Genomic DNA, 18,669 nt, shown 5'->3' on the forward strand with positions numbered 1-18,669 from the left:
GTGAAGGGGATGGACGACGACGGGGGCGGCATGGACGCCGGAACGTACGAGGTGCTGCGCGACCGGCTCGGTGCACGGGCGACGGAGCTCGCCCGGCGCGCCGAGGCGCTCAACTCGTCCCGCATCGCGGAGTTCGGGGCGGACGAGCTCACTCTGACCGGCACCGAGCGCATCGGTACCGAAGCGCCCTGCGTGGCCCGCGACCTCGTCGCGGTCGGCGGCAGACTCCTCCTCGGCCACAACACGCACGCGGCGTTGACACCCCGTACCACGGTCGGCGACGTCTTCTCGCTGTACGACCACGACCTGGCCCCGTTGGAGGCAGGTGCCGCTCCGGGCCTCCTCGACGACGCGGACTTCGCACGCGAGTTCGCCGCGCTGTGCCGCTACTACCAGGGTGCCCGGCTGCACCGGCTGCGCGTGGTCGACGGCACGCTGCTGGCCGTCTTCCGGACCGGGGAGAAGACCGAGGACGTCCGGGTCCTGCGCTGGACGCTCACCGCGGACCGGCGGGCCCGGTTCCTGGACGCCCGCGGGGAGCGCGACAACGCCACGCCGCCCGCCCATGACGTGACCTGGGTGGAGACCACCCGCGACGACCACGTGCCGGGACGGCACCCGCACGTCTCGATCGGCGGTGACGTCTTCGTCACGACGGTCGGCGGCAGTCTCACCGTCAAGACCGAGAACGACACCGAGTCCGGGGAGGGCATCCACAGCGAACCGGTCGACGAGCCCCTTCAGGCGCTCGCGGACGCGGACGTCGCGTGGGCGCGGGTGGGCGCACTGATCCTGCTGCGCGTGCGCCCCTACAAGGAGGAAGCCGACCGCCATCTGGTGTTCAACACGCTCACCAGGTCGGTGGCCAGGCTCGACGGCGTCGGTCACTCCTGCCGCCGGCTCCCCGACGACCAGGGCATCGTCTTCCCCGGCGGGTACTGCCTGTCCACGGGCGCGGTGAGGACGTTCGACGTGGCCACGGCGGAGGACATGGCCTTCGAGCGCGCTGTGCGCTCACCGAACGGCGAGGACGTGCTGTACGCGTTCCACTCCCGTGCGGAGGGCGGGAGCCTGCTCCTCCCCTACAACCTGATCCGCAAGGAGGTCGCCAACCCCCTGGCCTGCCGGGGGTACGCCCTTCTTGACGACGGAACGCTCGTCGTCCTGCGCACACCCGACGCGGACGAGCCCTCCCGAGCGCACCTCGTCCAGGTCTGGCGGAGCCCGTACGTCTCCGACTCCCTCGCCGCCGCCCCGGCCGGATCCGGGCCGCTCGCCAGGATCGGCAACGCCGACCTCGTCCGCGGCCTGTCCGACTGCCTGGCCATCGCGCGTCAGGCCACCGAGGCCTCGGCCACGGCCGAGATGTACCACGCCCTCGCCGCCTCCTGCACCCGGGCCGCCGACACCCACCACTGGCTGGGCGCCACCGAGACCGGGGATCTGCGGACCCCGCTCGACGAGATCCGGGTCACCGCCGAGCAGGTGCTGGACGAGTTCAGGAACGTGCAGGAGCTGCGGCGTCACGCGGCCGACGCGCTCGCCGAGTCCGCGGCGCGCATCGCCGGCCTGGTCCGGCGCGTCCGCGGCGAGGCCCCGGCGCGTGCCGAGGAATGGATCGCGCGCATCACCGAACTGCGCCGGGCCCACGGGCACCTGCTGACACTGAAGGAGATGCGGTACGCGGAAACCGAGCGCATCGAGGCGCTCTCCCAGGACCTCGAGGCCGAGGTCGCCGCAGCCGCCCGGCGGACCGTCACCTTCCTCCGGCGTGAGGACTCCTTCGACGGCTACCGCGCGGAGATCGAGAAGCTCGGCGCCGACGCCGAGGCCATCACCACGGCCGCCGAGGCAGGGCCCGTCGCCGCGCAGCTGGACGAGCGGGCCCTGGGACTGCGATCCCTCACGGAGGTGGTGGCGGGTCTCGAGGTGGGTGACGCCACCGTGCGCACCTCCATCCTGGAGCGGATCACCGAAGTCCTCGGCAGTGTCAACCGCGCCCGCGCCGGTCTGGCCGGTCGCTGTCGGGAGCTGCGCGATCGCGAGGGCCGGGCCGAGTTCACCGCCGAGTTCGCCCTGCTCGGACAGTCGGTCACCGGCGCGCTGGCCGCCGCCGACTCCCCGGAGGGCTGCGACGAGCAGCTTTCCCGGCTGCTGCTCCACGTGGAGAACCTGGAGTCGCGCTTCGCCGACCACGACGACCTGCTCGATGACATCGCCGCCAAACGGACCGAGGTCCACGAGGCGTTCTCCGCACGCAGGCAGACGATCCAGGACGCCCGCGCCCGGCGGTCGGAACGGCTCGCGGAGTCGGCGGCACGAGTCCTGGAGACGATCTCGCGCAGGGTCGTGTCCCTCGACGGTCCGGACGCCGTCAACGCCTACTTCGCCTCCGACCCCCTGGCGGCCAAGGTGCGCCGCACCGCCGAGGAACTGCGTGAGCTCGGTGACCCCGTGCGCGCGGAGGAACTGGAAGGCCGGCTGAAGGCCGCGCGGCAGGAGGCGGGCCGGGCGCTGCGCGACCGCGCCGAGCTGTTCGCGGACGACGGCGCGACCGTCAGACTGGGCCGTCACCGCTTCACTGTCGGCAGGCAGACCCCCGAACTCACCCTCGTCCCGCACGGGGAGGGCATGGCCCTCGCCCTGACCGGCACCGACTACCGCTCGCCCGTCACGGCCCCGGACTTCCAGGACACCCGCCCGTACTGGGGCCAGATCCTCCCGTCCGAGAACGACGAGGTCTACCGGGCGGAGCACCTCGCCGCGAGGCTGCTGGACGAGCACGGCGCGGGCGCGCTCGCCGGAACCGACCTGGCCGCACTCACCCGCCGGGCGGCCGAAGCCGCCTACGACGAGGGCTACGAGCGCGGCATCCACGACCACGACGCGGCCGCGATCCTGGCGGTCGTGCTGAAGCTGCACGAAGGAGCCGGTCTGCTGCGTCACCCGGCCGCCGACCGTGCCGCGGCCCAGACGTTCTGGACGTACGGCACGACACCGTCGGCACGTGAGGCCTGGCTCCGTCAGGCGGAGTCGCTCGTACGGGCGCGGGAGGTCTTCGGCACGGCCCCGGCGCTGGACGCGCTGCGGGGTGAACTGGCGGACGCGATGGCCGCCTTCGCCGCGGGAACACCGGGCCTGGGAGCGCACTGCGGGACGCGGGCCGCCGCGTACCTGGTCGAGGAACTCGCCACCGGGGAGTCCTTCGTCACCGGCGCGTCGGCTCGCGCCCTCCTCGAGAGGTTCCGCCACGCGGTCGGCTCGTCGCCGTACGACGAGGACGTGCGCACCCGTCTCGCAGCCGGGGACCCGGCCGCCGCGCACCGACTCGTCGAGGGCTGGCTCGTCTCGTACGCCGGTGCCCGCGGTGCGGACGTCGACCCGGGCGACCTCGCCGAAGCCGCGGCGATCGAACTCTGCCCCGCCCTCCCGCGACACGACGTCGACGCCCCGCTGACCGGCCAGGTCACGGGACTGCTCGGCACGCACGCGCGGATCACCCGGCGCGGGCTCCCGGTCCGCCTGGACGAGTTCCTCGCCCGCACCGCGGACTTCGCCGACCGTGTGGTGCCCGGGTTCCGCGACTACCAGGAACGGCGTACCGCCCTCGTGGCCGCGGAGCGCACCCGGCTGCGTCTGGACGACCACCGGCCCCGGGTCATGTCCGCCTTCGTGCGCAACCGGCTGGTCGACGACGTCTACCTGCCCCTCCTGGGGGACAACCTCGCCAAGCAGCTCGGCGCGGCCGGAGACGACAGGCGGACCGACAACAACGGACTCCTGCTCCTCGTCTCACCGCCCGGCTACGGCAAGACGACGCTCATCGAGTACGTCGCCGACCGCCTGGGCCTGCTCCTGGTCAAGGTCGACGGTCCCGCCCTGGGTGCCACGACGACATCCCTCGATCCGGCCGATGCGCCGAACGCCACCGCCCGGCGCGAGGTGGAGAAGATCGAGTTCGCCCTGTCCGCGGGCAACAACGTCCTGCTGTACCTCGACGACATCCAGCACACCTCGGCCGAGCTGCTGCAGAAGTTCATCCCGCTGTGCGACGCCACCCGCACACTGAACGGCCATGACCTGCGCGGCAAACGATTCGCCGTCTGTATGGCCGGCAACCCCTACACCGAGTCCGGACAGCGCTTCCGGATCCCCGACATGCTCGCCAACCGGGCGGACGTCTGGAACCTCGGGGACGTGCTGACCGGCAAGGAGGAGTCCTTCGCGCTCAGCTTCGTCGAGAACGCGCTGACCTCCAACGCCGTCCTCGCCCCGCTCGCCGCCCGTGGCCGAGCGGACCTGGAACTACTGGTACGGCTGGCCGGTGACGACCCCACAGCCCGGGGCAGCCGGCCGGCCCACCCCTACCCGCCGGCCGAACTCGACCGGATCCTCGCCGTTCTGCGGCATCTGCTGACCGCCCGGGAGACCGTTCTCGCGGTGAACGCGGCGTACATCGCGTCGGCCGCCCAGACCGATGGGACCCGTACCGCGCCGCCGTTCCGGCTCCAGGGCTCCTACCGCAACATGAACAAGATCGCCCAGCGCATCGTGCCCCTCATGAACGACGCCGAGCTCGCCTCGGTCGTCGACGACCACTACGCCGGCGAGGCCCAGACCCTGACGACCGCCGCGGAGGCCAATCTGCTGAGGCTCGCAGAGCTGCGCGGCACCCTCGACCAGGAGCGGAAGGACCGATGGGCGGAGATCACTTCCGGCTATGCGCGGCGCCAGGCACTGGGGGGACCGGAGGCGGACCCGCTCGTCCGCGCCGTCGAAGCCCTCGGCCTGCTCGCCGACCGGCTCGCCGCGGTGGAGTCGGCGATCGTCCGGGCGGCCGGCCCGCACCCCGCGCCCGGGACGTCACGTGCCCGCCACGCGGCGAGGAACGTCGCGCACGAGACCGGACGGGCCTGAGCGTGCGCGTGGCGTCGCTCGGCACCCCGGCTGCGGGTCCTACGGGCGAAGCGCCAGGAAGGCCTCGTCGACGAGCGTGGGCAGATGGGCTTCACCGTCCCCTTCCACCCAGACGGCCAGGGCGGTGGTGAGCGCCGCGAGGGCGGCCGAGGCGAGGGCCCGGAGCGGGAGGTCGGGCTGCTGCCCGGAGCGGGCCGCGAGAGCGGCGGTGAGCATCCGTTCCGTGGCGTGCTGGTTCTCCCAGAGGCGGGCGCGCAGGGCCGGAGTCCTCAGGACGAGACGGGTGCGCACGAACAGGGTGTCCCGGTCGGTGGCGTAGACGGTGGCGAGCCCTTCGGCGAGGGCGTGGCGAAGAGCGTCGAGCGGGTGCTCCCGGGCAGGCCGCAGCTCGATGAGCCGGACGACGAGCGGGTCGTGGTCGTCGGATTCGACGACCGACTCCTTGGTGGGGAAGTGACGGAAGAACGTCATGCTCGAGACACCGGCGGCGCGGGCGATCTGGTCGACCGTGGTGTTCTCGTAACCCTGGCTCAGGAACAGGCGCAGCGCCTCCTGCTGAAGGGTGCTGCGGGTCCGTGCCTTCTTGCGCGCGCGCAGACCCGTGGGCGGTGTCGCCGGGCGGTTCATGTGTCCTGCTCTTCCGGGGTGCGGTGAGTCGTGGTACCGAGCCTGGAGCCGAGCCAGGTGTCGAGTGCGGCCGTGGAGCTGCCGCGCCAGGCCAGGTGGCCGTCGGGCCTCACCAGCATGGTGTGACGGCGCCGTGCTGGTGAGGGCACCGCGGCGGTGAGCGGGACCACCGTCCCGACGTGCCGCCCGGCCACCGACGCGTACGCCTCGGCGTCACCGTGCACCGGGACCAGCAGGGCCCAGCGGGCTCCGAGTTCGGCGTGGAGCCGGGTGGAGGAGCCGTCGGGGCGTGTGCAGGGAACATCGGGCACCCTGTCGCCGGCCCGAGGAGCGCCGAGCGCCCGGCGCTCCGTGAGCCTGGTCCCCAGGGGACCGCTCCGGTAGTGGATCCTCAGTTGCGACGACTGCTCCCAGATGAGCCTCTGCACCAGCGGGCGGTTCATCAGCGGGACGAAGAGGCGGTCGCGCGCGGCGCGGGCGAGCGGGGTGTCGCCGACCACCAGGCGGGTGAGGGAACTCGTGGATGCCAGCACCTCCCGGGCGAGGGGCCTTCGCTCGGCCTCGTAGGTGTCCAGCAGCGAGGCGGGCGCCGTGCCCTCGGCGACCAGAGCCAGTTTCCAGGCGAGGTTCTCCGCGTCCCCGAGCCCGGTGTTCATCCCCTGGCCCCCGAAAGGGCTGTGAATGTGGGCGGCGTCCCCGGCGAGCAGGATCCGGTCGCGCCGGTAGGTGGAGGCGAGGCGGCGATGGATGCGGAACCGCGAGGACCAGAGCACCGTGCCGACGACCGACGGGTCCAGGCCGGCGTGATGCCTGAGCAGCCGGGTCAGTTCACCGACGACGTCCTCGTCACCCGGGCTGGTGTCGTCCCGGCGCGCCGGGGCCATGAGACGCCATACGCGGTCGCCGGGCAGGGGGAAGGCGCCGAGCATGCTGTCCGCCCGGAGCCACACGGACACCGTGTCGGGCGGTACGGGCAGATCGGCCTGGACGTCGGCCAGCAGGAAGTTCTCGATCACGGAGACGCCGGGGAATCCGATCTCCGCGGCCTTGCGCACGCGGCTGTGGGCGCCGTCGCAGCCGACCAGCCATGACGACCGGATCCGTTCGCCCGGGAACGACAGTGTCACCCCGGAGGCGTCCTGGGCGACGGAGAGCAGTTCCCTCCCCCACTCGACCTCGATCCCCGACGCGCTCAGCCGGTGCCGCAGGGCCGCTTCGACCTCCGTCTGGGACATCAGCAGACCGGGCCTGGTGACCAGCTTCGTGGGCCGGCCCACCCGCAGGTCGGCCATGGGCCTGCCGTCGACGTGGGTGACCACCCGGGCGATGCGTACGGACCGCTCCGGCAGGTCTGCCAGAGCGCCGAGCCGGTCCAGCACCTCGGCTCCGCGCGGCTGGAGCCCGAGTGCCCGCGAGGTGGTCGCCGGCCCGTCGCGCTTCTCCACGATCCGGACCGGGACACCGGCGCCCGCGAGCCCGCAGGCCAGGGCCAGACCGGTCGGCCCGGCCCCGGCGATCACCACACCGGACATGCCCGCCACCAAGCGTTAGTCGCTATCAATGGTTAGAGACTAACGTGAACGAGGGGCGGAGTCACCCGCCGGGAGCGTCCTGAATTTCGCCGGGGCGGACTCCCGCGGTCGGGCGGTGGCGGTCGGGCGGCTGGGCGTCAGCCTTCGGCTCCCCGCGTTCGCAGGCGGGTTCTGCCGTGGTCCGCCGCGTACGCCCGGAAGACGTCACGGGTCGTGCCGCCGCTGTGCAGGAAGCGCTCGTCGAGGACCGCCGCAAGATCTCCCAGCGCGGTGGTGAGCAGGGCCGCCGCGAGACGTACCTCAGCGTTCCGGGCGCCGTGCGCACGCTCCGCGAGATCGGCGGCGTACGGGATGCTCGCGGCCAGGGAGGTCCGGTCGTGGCCCTCGTGGAAGTAGTACGACTCCGCGTACTGCAGCAGATCCACGGAAATGCCCGCCACGTGTGCCGCGAGGCCGTCCAGGATCGCCGCTCCCAGGTCGGAGTCCAGCTGGGCCGCCGACGGGTCGTTGCGCTGCAGTTGGGACAGCCGCAGGGCCAGGGCCCGTCGGCGGGTCAGCGCGGGATAGATCTCCAGGATCCAGGAGACCGTGGCGGTGAGGAGAGCGAAGCCGACGAGGCCTTCGAGCGGGGCGACGATCCGAAGCCACGGCTCCGTGGGCGCGATGTCGCCGAGGCCCAGGGTCGACACGGTGACCAGCGAGATGTAGAGCGAGTCGACCGGCCCGCCGTGCTGCGTGGGTTCGAGGCCGGCGGCGAAGGAGAAGGCGTCCGGCACATGGGGCCAGTAGATCAGGGCCCAGCCGACGATGACCGTGCCCGCCCACATGGACACCACGGCCACCATGGCGAGAGGTCCCGCGAGGCCCGCCGCCTGCCTCCGCAGGGGGAGGCGCTGGGACAGTCCCCACAGGGCCGCCATGATGTGCCGGCTCAGACCGCCGTGACGCGTCGGGTGCCAGAGGGTGTGGAACACATCCCGTAGGGCCAGCATGACCAGCCCCGCTCCGAGCAGTGAGACCAGCCAGTCCATACGCGTCTCCCCGGGCCGGTGTGCACGGCGTCCAGCATGCCCGGTGGCCCGCAGCGACGTGCACAGGCCGCGCCGCCCGGGGCACGTGCTCCGCCCGGCGGCCCGGTCGGGGCCCGGGGCATTGTGCCGCCGGTGGTGTTCGCCGCCGGGCGCGCCCCTTCGCGTGGGCGGCGGACGGCGTCGCGCCGGTGAGGACGCAGCCCGGGAAAGCCGGTGGAGCGGGCCCGACCCGCTTCGCCGATGCCGTCCGCACGGCGCTGGTCGCCAGGACGAGCTCCGGTCCGATGCGTTCCGGGGACTCACCGAGGGATCCGGACTCACCGGGGGAACTGCACCATTCCGCTCCCGTGGGGCGCGTAGGTGTCGAGGAGGCGGACCCGCGTTGCCTGCAGCCGGCGGGCGACCACTTCCAGCACGTGGCGGGTCACGGCGAAGCCGAACGCGGGATCCACGTCGCACAGGCCGCGCACGGCCCGGGCGTCGAACTCGTGGGCCCGTACGAGGCTGAAGGCCTCGGCCCCCAGCCGCCACTCGTAGGGGCGCACCAGCCAGGACCATCCGAGCAGATCGCCGTGGCCCAGTGTCTCGACCGCGGCGGCGCGCCGGCCGTGTACCTGCATGTCGAGGGTGACCGCACCGGTGCGGATGATCCAGAACCGGTCGGCCGGGTCGCCCTCGTCGAAGATCCGCGTTCCCGCCGGGAACGAGACCTCGTGCGAGCACGCCATCAGGCGCTCGCGGCCCTCCGGCGTCAGTCCGCGGAGAAAGGCATTGTTCATCGGTGTCCTCCCGAGTCCCGGTTCCGGCGGATCGCTTCGTGCGGGCGCGACCGCGTCCACACCCCAGACTCCGTCAGCGGCAGGCCGCGCACCTGGGCCGAGAGGCCCAACTCCGTGCCCCATGTGGCCTCCTCGTGCGACGCCGGTGGGCGCCGCGGCGGCGGCAGGGGGACCTTCGGAGCCCGACCGGTCCCTCGTCAGCCCTGTGGCAGCCGTGCCCGAGCGCGCAACGTGGGGGTGTGAGGCACCCGCCGTCCGTCCGTCGTCGACGAGTTGCGGCGGTGGGCCGCGCGCCGTCGCACGCGGCGGCCCGTCCCGGGCTCCCGACCGGAGCGGATATCCGCGGCCGGAGAGGGCAGGAACCTCTCATAATGAGCAGATAGGGCAAAAGTCGCATAATGGCCATTCAGTGCTGCAGCCGGACGTGATGTGCGGCGTACCGCAGAGGAGGCCTCATGGGTCGCGACGAAGATCTCGAACTGGTATTCGCGGGAGGAGTCGCTTCGGCGAGCGACGGCGAAGACGCCGTGGTGGTGCACCGCACCGACCGCAAGGGGCCGGGCGGGCACCCGATCTACGCCGACGACACCGGCATCGTGCAGGCGGAGATCAGTGACCGCTGCGAGGTGCGGATGATCGCCAGCGGTGGGCACCAGCAGCCCGCGTCCGGGGTCGAGGCCAGGCCCGTGGTCCAGCCCTGACGCCGACCCCGTACGGCCCGGCGTGCCCGGTGGACACGCCGGGCGGGGGATGCGGCCTCCGCGGGCGCCCGGCGCGGCGGCCCCAAGCCCGTGCGAGCGCCGGGCCGGGCGGTCGGCAGGGCCCGGCAGTCCGCGCGGGGGGCGGCCCCGGAAGCCCGGGCGATGCTCTCACCGGGCCGGTTCTTCGTCGAACACCATCACCGGCTCCTCCGGCAGCTCCCCGCCCAGCGCCAGCTCCGCCCAGATGATCTTGCCGGGGCTGACATAGCGCGTTCCCCAGTGCTGCGAGAACTGGGCCACCAGGAAGAGCCCCCGGCCGCCCTCGTCGGTCGCGGCCGCGCGTTGCAGATGGGGAGAGGTGCTGCTGCCGTCGGACACCTCGACGATCAGCGTGCGCCCGTGCAGCAGCCGTACCCGTACCGGCTCCGTGCCGTAACGGATGGCGTTGGTGAGCAGTTCGCTGAGCACCAGTTCGGCGACGAAGACCGAGTCCTCCAGGCCCCACTCGGCGAGCTTCCGGCCGGCCTCGGCCCGCACGCGGGACACCGCCGAGACGTCGAGCGGCACGCCCCACTCCGCGGCCCGGGACCGGTCGAGCAGCCGTGTGCGCGCCACGAGCAGCACGATGTCGTCCCCCGGCTGGTCGGACAGAAGCGCGCTCATCACGGCGACACAGGTCTCCTCGGGTGTCACTCCGGGCCTCGCGAGGGCGTCACGGAGCAGCGCCAGCCCCTCGTCGACGTCCCGCTGCCGGTCCTCGACCAGACCGTCCGTGAAGAGGACGAGCCGGCTGCCCTCGGCCAGGTCCAGCTCCGTCTCCTCGAACGGATGGCCCCCCACGCCGAGCGGGGGCGACACGGGAAGCTCCGGGAAGAGCACCCGTCCCTCGGGGTCGACGACCGCCGGCGCGAGATGGCCGGCATGCGCGAGGGTGCACCGCCCGCTCACCGAGTCGTAGATCGCGTACAGACAGGTCGCACCCGTCACCTGCGCGCGTTCGCCCTCCGCCCCCGGTGGCTGGTCCGCGTCGATGCGCAGCACCAGGTCGTCCAGGCGGGCCAGCAGATCGGAGGGCGGCAGGTCCAGGGACGAGAAGTTCAGCACGGCCGTGCGCAGCCGCCCCATCGTGGCCGCGGCGTGCATCCCGTGCCCGACCACGTCGCCGACGACCAGGGCGACCCGGAACCCCGGCAGCGGGATGACGTCGAACCAGTCGCCGCCGACCCCGGCCTGCGCCGGCAGATACCGCCAGGCGACGCCGAGAGCGTCCTGCTCCGGGAGGTCGCGCGGCAGCAGACTCCGCTGCAGTGTGACGGCCATCGCGTGCTCGCGGGTGTAGCGCCGGGCGTTGTCGATGGCCACGGCCGCACGGGCCGCGAGCTCCTCGGCGAACGAGGTGTCGTCCTCGTCGAACCGCGGCGCGTCCTCGGACCGCCAGTAGTTGACCAGGCCGAGGACGACACCGCGCGCCTGCAGCGGGACCGTGACCAGCGACCGGATGCCGTACTCCAGTGCCTGCCGCCGCCCCTCCGGGTCCTCGCTGCCCCAGGTCTCCGACGCGGCCAGATCGGGCTCCAGCAGCGCCTGGCCGTTCGCCAGCGCCGTGCTCATCGGCGTGATGTTGATCCGGATGGCGTCGCCGACGGGCTGGAGCGGATGGTCGTCGCGGATGCCGCTCAGCGCCGTGCGCCGCATCGCGCCGAGGCCGGCGGGTTCGTCGCCGCGCAGCACGGGATCGAGCAGCTCGACCGACACGAAGTCCGCGAAGCGGGGTACGGCCACCTCCGCCAGCTCCCTCGCCGTCCGGCGCACGTCCAGGGTGGTGCCGATCCGCACCCCGGCCTCGTACAGCAGCGTCAGCCGTTCCCTGGCCGCCTCCGCCCGGCCCGAGAGGGCGCGCAGCTCGGTCGTGTCGCGGAGGCTGGCGACCAGTCCCGTCACGCCCCCGTACGGTGCCGTGGGCCGCGTGCTGAGGGCCAGCAGCCGGTCCCCGGACAGGAACACCTCGTCGGAGACCTCCCTGCCCGACACCAGGAGCCGGGTGATGCCCGGGCCGAGGCCCAGCTCGCCGACGAGACGGCGGTCGGCGTCGGGCGGCAGAGCGAGCAGGCGCCGGGCCTCGTCGTTGGCGAGCAGGAGCCGGCCGTCCCCGCCGACGATCAGCACGCCCTCGCGCACCGCGTGGAGGACGGCGTCGTGGTGCTCGTACATCCGGGTCATCTCGGCGGGGCCGAGCCCATGGGTCTGGCGCCGCAGCCGTCGGCTGACCAGGGCCGCCCCGCCGGTGGCGAGCACGAGCGCGCCGGCGGCCGAGGCCAGCAGGATCGGCAGCTGGAGGTCGAGCAGTTCCCCGACGTTCGCGACCTGGATGCCCGCGGAGACCAGGCCGACGACCTCGCGGTTGCCGTCCAGCACGGGAACGACGGCCCGGACGGCGTCGCGCGGCTCACCCTCGAAGGTCTCGGTGAACGCCTCGCCGGCGGCCGCCCGCGAGATGTCCCCCTCCACCCGCTTCCCGATCAGCTGCGGTTCGGGGTCGGTGTAGCGGACGCCGTCCTTGCTGAGGACGGAGATGAAGTCGACGCCGGCGCCCCGCGCGGCCTCGTCGGCGTCGGGCTGCAGTACGGCCGTCGGGTCGGGCGACGTGAGCGCGGCGGCCGTGCCGGGGCCGTGTGCGAACGCCTCGGCGGCGGCCAGTGAGCGGTTGCGGGCGTCCTCGTAGCTGTCGTAGCGCGCCTGCAGGACCAGGGCGACCGCCGCGGCGACGACCAGCAGAATGATCACGACGGCCTGCAGCAGGAACACCTGGGTGGCCACACTGTGCACGCTGAGCAGGGAGCGCAGACGTCGGCGCCACCCCGGGCGTTCGCGGCGGCCGGGCCGTCGCGGGCGGCTGGACGGCATGACCGCCGTCCACCAGGACCGGCGGGGACGTCCGATCATGTCCCCAGTTCTAGCACTGGGCCGCCGTCCCGGGCGACCGCTCGCCCCGGATCGGCTGCGCGGGAACGTCGACCCGGCGCGGAGGCGTCCCGGGCGCGTCCCGGGTCACCCGTTCGGCGGCACCCCGGGCTGTGCACGGCGCGCTTGGGGGTAGCGACGGCACATGCCCTTCAGATTCGGTGAGCCGGACGACGGCCGGACCGGCCACTGGTTCGCGCGGCTCCACCGGCGAGTGCGGACCTCCGTGGTCGGTCTCGCCTGGAACCGCGGACGCGAGATGGAGTTGCTGCACCGCGCCATGGGCTTCGCGGCGCTCTGCTTCCTGACCATCGTGCCGCTGCTGGTGGTCGTCGCGGCGGCCGACCCGGCGAGCGGGCAGGGCTTCGCCAGGTGGCTGGTCCAGGGCCTCGGGGTCTCGGAGGTGTCGCAGGAGGAGGTCGAGGAGCTCTTCGGCCTGCCGGGGGAGGCCCTGCAGCGGACCACGGCGCTCGGTCTGGCGGCGCTGGCGGCGTTCGGGGTGACGTTCGGTTCGGCGGTGCAGACGGGCTACGAACGGGTGTGGGACCTGCCGACCGCGCGGTGGCACACGATGTGGCGGCACGTCGTCTGGCTGGCGGTGCTGGTCGCCGCGCTGCTGCTGTTCGTCAACACACCGACTCCGCCCCGCGCCTCCATCGCGGTGCAGGCGCTGGTCCCGGCCGCCGATCTGATCGGCACCTTCCTGTTCTTCTGGTGGTCGCAGCGGCTGCTGCTCTGCGGTCGGCTGCGCTGGCGGGCTCTGGTCCCGGGCGCCGCCGCAACGGCGTTCGGGCTGCTGGGGCTGCGGGTGTTCTCGCAGTTCGTGTTCTCACCGCTGATCGCGTCCAACGCGGTGACCTACGGGCCGATCGGGACGGTGCTGGTGGTTCAGTCCTGGCTGGTCGGCGTCGGGTTCGTGGTGTACGGAGGGGCGCTCGTGGGACGGCTGTACCACGAGCGCCTGGTGCGGCGCAGACTGGCGGCCGAACAGCTCGCACCGCCGCGGCCCTGACCCCCGACTCCCGTGCTCCGCGGCCTCGCCGGGCGCGGGCCCGCGCCCCGGACCCTTGAGGATCAGGCCGGGCCGGCCACGAGACCGTCGGCGACGAGGCCCGAGAGCACGGCCTCGCTCAGCGTCCGCAGGGCCGACTGCGGGCGGACCATCACCGTGAACTCCTTGATGCGTCCGGACCCGTCGTAGTGCAGCAGATCGATGCCGTGGATCTCCCTGCCGCCGACCGTCGCCCGGAAGAGCAGGATCTCGGAGGGCGCCTCGCCGCCGTCCGCGCTGGTCTCTGCGGTGCCGTCGAACCTCCCGATGTAGCGGAAATCCTCGAAGGTGCGCAGCAGTACGCCGAACAGTCCCAGAACCATGGTCCTGCCCTCGAAGGGCGTGAACTTCACCGGGCTGTAGAAGCGGACGTCGGGGGTGAACAGGTCGTCGAGCGCGGCCAGGTCGCGCTTCTCCACGGCGGTGCGGAAACGGTCGGCGGTCTCCATAGGTGCTCCCTCGGTCGAGCGTGGTATTCAACAATGTGAGTAGTCATCTTCTTGACTGAGCACCTTTTCATCAAGCGGTCCGGCGAAGCCGCACGTATGATGAACGACGGATTCCCTAGGCACCGATGCTCCGGAGAGGTCCATGACGCGGCGTCGTCCTCCGCGATCGGCCAGCGCCGACGACCTCCTGACGACGCTCGGACTGCTCACCGCGAAGGCACGGCAGGGCGCCGAGCTCCAGCGAGCCAGGGTGGACCTGGCGGAAGCCCTTCAGCGCGAGATGCTGCCCGAGACGCTGCCGTCCGTGCCCGGGCTGCAGACAGCCGCGCGCTACACACCGGCCCGGGACGGGCTCGACGTGGGCGGGGACTGGTACGACGGCTTCGTGATGGCCGACGGGTCGCTCGCGTTCTCGATAGGGGACGTCCAGGGGCACGACGTCGAGGCCGCGGCCTTCATGGGGCAGATCCGGATAGGCCTGCGGGCCGTCGCGCTGGCGGCCACCGATCCGGGCGAGATCCTGGCGCGGGCGAACGACCTGCTGGTGTCCGTGGCCCGCGAACTGTTCGCCACCTGCACCTTCCTCCGCTTCGATCCCTCGGAGTGGGTGCTGGAGAGCGCCCGCGCCGGACATGTCCCCGGCGTGCGGGCCCTCGCCGACGGCCGCTGTGAGCCGATGCAGGACCCCGGCGGCCTTCCGCTCGGCATCGAACCGGGAGAGGTGTATCCGGTGACCAGGCGCAGGCTCACCGAGGGCGGGGCGTTCGTGCTGCTGACGGACGGGGTGATCGAGGGGCCGGCCGTGCCCATCGAGGCGGGACTGGCGAGGGTCACCCGGGTCATCGGGGCCGGCGCGGCCGCGGCGCTGACCGCCGACCACCTGGCCGCCGAGGTGATGAAGGCGGCCGAGTTCACCGGGCACACCGACGACGCGGCGGTGCTCGTCCTGCGCCATGACGCGGCGGCGGGGCGGCTGCGACCGCCCTCGCCGCTCGTCTGACACGCCGGCCCTCGCCGCCGGTCCGGCGACACGGGCCGGTCAACCGTCCGAGCCCGTCCGGCCCCGCACCGCATGCAGGTTCCGGCCGGCTTCGTCCGTCTGATCCGTCCGGCCCGTCGGCGCGTGTCATGGCACGCCCGTGCCCGGCGGCGTTGTGTGATGGCTGCTGTGGCCCGTAACCAGCTCCTCCACCGTCTCGGCGCGGTGGTCCTCCTGATGCTCGGCGTCGCCGTCGCCTACTACGCGGCGGGGCTCGTCGGACTCACGCTGCAGGTGGTCGTGGAAGGGGCGGTCGTCACCCCGCTCTGGCCGCCCACGGGAATCGCCCTGACCTGCCTGCTCTGGTTCGGTCTGCGGATCTGGCCGGGCATCGCCCTCGGCACCCTCCTCGTCATCCTGGCGATCAGCCCCTTCCGCGCCCACTCCCTGGGCATCCTCGCGGGCAACAGCCTCGCCCCGATCTGCGCCTGCCTGATGCTGCGCCGGGTGGGGTTCCGGACCGAGTTGGACCGGCTGCGCGACGGGCTGGCGCTGGTGTTCCTGGGGGCGCTGGCCGGCATGCTGATCAGCGCGACGGTGGGGGCCGGGGTGCTGCTGCTCTCCGGGCAGATCCCGGCAGAGGGGTTCTGGCCCATCTGGTCGGCGTGGTGGGTCGGAGACGCCATGGGCGTGCTGGTGGTGACCCCGCTGCTGCTCGTCTGCCGGACCGTCGGCCGGCCCGTCGACCTGTCTCCCGGGCGCTGGGTCGAGGCGGTGTGCCTGGTGGTCAGCGTGGCCGTCGTCGCGTACGCCGTCACGCGTACGCCCGTCTCGCTGCTGTTCCTCGTCTTCCCCCTGCTGATGTGGGCCGCGCTGCGGTTCCAGCTCCTCGGGGCCGCACCGTGTGTGCTGATCGTGTCGGTCCTGGCGATCTCGGCGGCGACCGAGGGACAGGGGCCGTTCGGCGGACACGGGATGCTCGCCGTCATGAGCGTTCTCCAGGCCCTCAACGGTTCGGCGGCGCTGACCGGTCTGCTGCTCTCCGCGGTGGTCAGCGAGCAGACCACCGTCCGCCGCAAGATCGAGCTGGCCTGCAGCGAACTCGCGGAGGTGGTGGACCGGCTGGTCCCGGGCAGCGGCGCGGCCCGCCGCTGGCCGCCACCGCAGGACAAGGACCTCTGACGGCGCGGCGGACTCCGGACGGCGGCCGGACCCGGAGCGGCGGCCTCGGCGGCGGAGCCGAACGCCGGGCCGGCCCGCCTCCCCTCCGGGGTCCGGTCCGCCGCCGGGGTCCGGCCGTGCCCCTGCGTGCGGACGGCCTCGTACGGGAGCCGGACGGGCCCCAACGCACCGCCGGACGGCCCCGCCCGGCGCCTCACGCCCAGGGTGCGAAGCCCACCGCCCGGCCCGTCCCGTCGCGCTGGATCTCCAGCATGCCCTCGACCGCCGAGCGGTCGATCGGTCCGTAGACGTGCGGGAAGAGGGTGCCGGAGGCGACCCCGGGCGGTGGTGCCGGGTCCGCGGGCTCGAGACGGACCGGTGCGAGCAGCCTGGTCTCGTCGATGAGCAGTGCCATCAGCGGTCCGGGCACATCGCGGTAGAAGGCGTTGACGACCGCCAGTGTGGTGGCCTCGTCGGGCGAGCAGTGGACGAAGCCCTCCGCGGGAAGGGACGCGGGCGCGTACGGCCGTTCCGGGACGGCGAGCCAGTCGTCGAGCGGAACCACATGCATGATCATGTGTCAGTTATAGCGCCGCGGAGGGCGCCCCGGACGAGGCCGGGGCCGGACGGCCCTCCGGACCCGGACGCGGACCCGGACGCGGCCCGTGCCCCGGGGTGCGGGTTCAGGCACGCACGACCGCCACCCCCGCCTCCGCGAACCCGGCCGCCGTCCGTTCGGACACCGCGGAGTCGGTGACCAGCGTGTCCACCTGCTCCGTCGCACAGATGCGGGCGAAGGCCCGGGTGCCGAGCTTGGTCGAGTCGGCCGCGACGACCACCCGCCGGGCGCGCTCGCACAGCAGCCGGTTGATCGCCGCCTCGTCCTCGTCGTGTGCCGCCGCGCCGTGCACCACGTCGAAGGCGTTCACACCGAGGATCGCCACGTCCAGGGTGATCTGGCCCAGGACCCCGCCGGCGAGGGGGCCGATCAGCTCGAACGACTGCGGACGGGCCACACCGCCCGTGACGACGATCTTGAACTGGGGTCTGATCGCCAGCTCGTTGGCGATGTTGAGGGCGTTGGTGACGATCGTCAGCGCGGGGGTGCCCGAGGCCAGATCGGGCCGGGCGGCCAGAGCGCGGGCGACCTCGGTGGTCGTCGTGCCGCCGGTGAAGCCGACCGCCTCGCCGGGCGAGACCAGCTCGGCGACGGCAGCACTGATACGTCGCTTCTCCGCCGCGTGCCGCGACGCCTTGTAGCGCAGCGGGAGTTCGTACGACACGCCGTGCACCACCGCGCCGCCCCGGGTGCGGACGAGCATCTGCTGCTCGGCCAGCTGGTCGAAATCGCGCCGGATCGTCGCCGTCGAGACGTCCAGGGCCGCCGCGGCCTCCTCGACGTCCAGCCGGCCACGCTCCACAAGGAGTTCCAGCAGCGCCTTCCAGCGGGCGTCGCGCGCCATCCACCGCTCCCTTCCTCGAACGTACGTGCTGACCCTAGCGCACACAACACCCGGCATGATGCTTGAAGATGCTTGAAATCTCGCGTTACCTTGCAAAAACACGCACACACTCGAAGAGTGGAGTACACATATGAGCGATGTCGCGCAGGAGTTGGCGAGCCAGCCGGAGTGCTGGACCCGGGCGGCGGAACTCGCCGCGACCCGGGGCGGGGCGCTCCCGGCCGCGGGCGAGCGGGTGGCGTTCGTCGGCTGCGGCACCTCCCTGTTCATGAGCCAGGCGGCCGCGGCCCTGCGCGAGGGCGCGGGACAAGGGGAGTCGGACGCGTTCGCCGCCTCCGAGTTCCCCGCCGGCCGCTCCTACGACCGGGTGGTCGCCCTCACCCGTTCGGGCACCACCACCGAGGTCCTCGAACTCCTCGGCCGACTGCGCGGACGCACCCGTACCGCCGCGATCACCGCCGACCCCGCCACGCCCGTCATGACCGCGGCCGACGAGGCCGTCGTCCTCGACTTCGCCGACGAGCGGTCCGTGGTCCAGACGCGCTTCGCGACCACCGCGCTCACCCTGCTGCGCGCCGGTTCCGGCCTGCACACCGACGCCGTCGTGGACGACTGCCGGGACGCCCTCGCCGAACCGCTTCCCGAATGGCTCACGGCCTGTACGCAGTTCACCTTCCTCGGCCGCGGCTGGACCGTCGGCCTCGCCAACGAGGCCGCGCTCAAGGTGCGCGAGGCGTCGGCGTCCTGGGCCGAGGCGTACCCGGCCATGGAGTACCGGCACGGCCCCATCAGCGTCACCACCCGCGGCACCGTCACCTGGATGATCGGCGAAGCGCCCGCCGGGCTCGCCGACGAGGTGCACGCCACCGGAGGGATGTGGGTCGCCGGCGGCCTGGACCCGCTCGCCGAACTGGTGCGCGCCCAGCGGCTCGCGGTCGCCGTCGCCGAGTCGCGGGGCCTGGACCCGGACCGCCCCCGCCATCTGACCCGTTCCGTCATCCTCTCCGGAGCCTGACCC

Annotated in this window: 14 protein-coding genes; 6 read left to right on the top strand and 8 right to left on the bottom strand. The window is 73.1% G+C overall.

Translation table 11 applies throughout. The annotated features are described in order from the left end of the window. The first annotated feature begins 9 nt into the window (after window positions 1-9). Window positions 10-4,917 carry a DNA repair ATPase gene (locus O7595_RS31035; RefSeq protein WP_269731893.1) on the top strand — a complete coding sequence of 1,636 codons (4,908 nt, stop codon included), beginning with the start codon at window positions 10-12 and terminating at the stop codon, window positions 4,915-4,917. A gap of 39 nt (window positions 4,918-4,956) precedes the next feature. Here O7595_RS31035 and O7595_RS31040 read toward each other — a convergent pair whose 3' ends face one another. The 4 genes from O7595_RS31040 to O7595_RS31055 all read right to left on the bottom strand — a co-directional run bounded on the left by O7595_RS31040 (window position 4,957) and on the right by O7595_RS31055 (window position 8,886). Continuing rightward, a complete protein-coding gene (locus O7595_RS31040) occupies window positions 4,957-5,544 on the bottom strand; it encodes a TetR/AcrR family transcriptional regulator (RefSeq protein ID WP_269731894.1) in 588 nt (195 codons plus the stop codon). Next, complete coding sequence (locus O7595_RS31045) at window positions 5,541-7,076, bottom strand: FAD-dependent monooxygenase (protein ID WP_269731895.1); 1,536 nt, start codon at window positions 7,074-7,076, stop codon at window positions 5,541-5,543. Before O7595_RS31045 ends, O7595_RS31040 begins: the two co-directional genes overlap by 4 nt. Before the next feature lie 137 nt (window positions 7,077-7,213). Then, complete coding sequence (locus O7595_RS31050; protein WP_269731896.1) at window positions 7,214-8,107, bottom strand: potassium channel family protein; 894 nt, start codon at window positions 8,105-8,107, stop codon at window positions 7,214-7,216. A gap of 317 nt (window positions 8,108-8,424) precedes the next feature. After that, window positions 8,425-8,886, bottom strand: a complete 462-nt coding sequence (locus tag O7595_RS31055) for a cyclic nucleotide-binding domain-containing protein (protein ID WP_269731897.1) — start codon at window positions 8,884-8,886, stop codon at window positions 8,425-8,427. A gap of 455 nt (window positions 8,887-9,341) precedes the next feature. On the opposite strand from O7595_RS31055, the gene O7595_RS31060 reads away from it, so the two are divergent. Further along, window positions 9,342-9,587 carry a DUF6296 family protein gene (locus tag O7595_RS31060; RefSeq protein ID WP_269731898.1) on the top strand — a complete coding sequence of 82 codons (246 nt, stop codon included), beginning with the start codon at window positions 9,342-9,344 and terminating at the stop codon, window positions 9,585-9,587. A 168-nt stretch (window positions 9,588-9,755) separates the two neighbouring features. On the opposite strand, the gene O7595_RS31065 is transcribed toward O7595_RS31060, so the two are convergent. Beyond that, window positions 9,756-12,530, bottom strand: coding sequence for a SpoIIE family protein phosphatase (locus tag O7595_RS31065; RefSeq protein ID WP_443071769.1), 2,775 nt, complete (start codon window positions 12,528-12,530; stop codon window positions 9,756-9,758). A 163-nt stretch (window positions 12,531-12,693) separates the two neighbouring features. Here O7595_RS31065 and O7595_RS31070 point away from each other — a divergent pair, with 163 nt between their 5' ends. Then, window positions 12,694-13,560 (top strand): YhjD/YihY/BrkB family envelope integrity protein, encoded by an 867-nt coding sequence (locus O7595_RS31070; protein ID WP_269731899.1) that lies wholly within the window; start codon window positions 12,694-12,696, stop codon window positions 13,558-13,560. A 62-nt stretch (window positions 13,561-13,622) separates the two neighbouring features. Here the strand turns inward: O7595_RS31070 and O7595_RS31075 are convergent, their stop codons facing one another. Continuing rightward, on the bottom strand, window positions 13,623-14,048 hold the full coding sequence (locus O7595_RS31075; protein ID WP_269731900.1) for a nuclear transport factor 2 family protein: 426 nt from the start codon (window positions 14,046-14,048) through the stop codon (window positions 13,623-13,625). Between the two features lie 142 nt (window positions 14,049-14,190). On the opposite strand from O7595_RS31075, the gene O7595_RS31080 reads away from it, so the two are divergent. Together O7595_RS31080 and O7595_RS31085 are read left to right on the top strand one after the other, a co-directional pair. Beyond that, a complete protein-coding gene (locus O7595_RS31080; protein WP_269731901.1) occupies window positions 14,191-15,048 on the top strand; it encodes a PP2C family protein-serine/threonine phosphatase in 858 nt (285 codons plus the stop codon). Window positions 15,049-15,216: 168 nt separating this feature from the next. Continuing rightward, window positions 15,217-16,209 carry an MASE1 domain-containing protein gene (locus O7595_RS31085; protein ID WP_443071770.1) on the top strand — a complete coding sequence of 331 codons (993 nt, stop codon included), beginning with the start codon at window positions 15,217-15,219 and terminating at the stop codon, window positions 16,207-16,209. A 193-nt stretch (window positions 16,210-16,402) separates the two neighbouring features. Here O7595_RS31085 and O7595_RS31090 read toward each other — a convergent pair whose 3' ends face one another. Then, entirely contained in the window at window positions 16,403-16,765 is a 363-nt protein-coding gene (locus O7595_RS31090) for a DUF952 domain-containing protein (RefSeq protein WP_138056842.1), read from the bottom strand. A 106-nt stretch (window positions 16,766-16,871) separates the two neighbouring features. Then, window positions 16,872-17,651 carry a DeoR/GlpR family DNA-binding transcription regulator gene (locus O7595_RS31095; protein ID WP_269731903.1) on the bottom strand — a complete coding sequence of 260 codons (780 nt, stop codon included), beginning with the start codon at window positions 17,649-17,651 and terminating at the stop codon, window positions 16,872-16,874. A 130-nt stretch (window positions 17,652-17,781) separates the two neighbouring features. Between O7595_RS31095 and O7595_RS31100 the strand changes: the two genes are divergently transcribed. Continuing rightward, window positions 17,782-18,666 (top strand): SIS domain-containing protein, encoded by an 885-nt coding sequence (locus tag O7595_RS31100; protein WP_269731904.1) that lies wholly within the window; start codon window positions 17,782-17,784, stop codon window positions 18,664-18,666. Window positions 18,667-18,669: the final 3 nt, after the last annotated feature.

It is taken from the genome of Streptomyces sp. WMMC940 (assembly GCF_027460265.1).
In the GTDB taxonomy this organism is placed as follows: Bacteria; Actinomycetota; Actinomycetes; order Streptomycetales; family Streptomycetaceae; genus Streptomyces.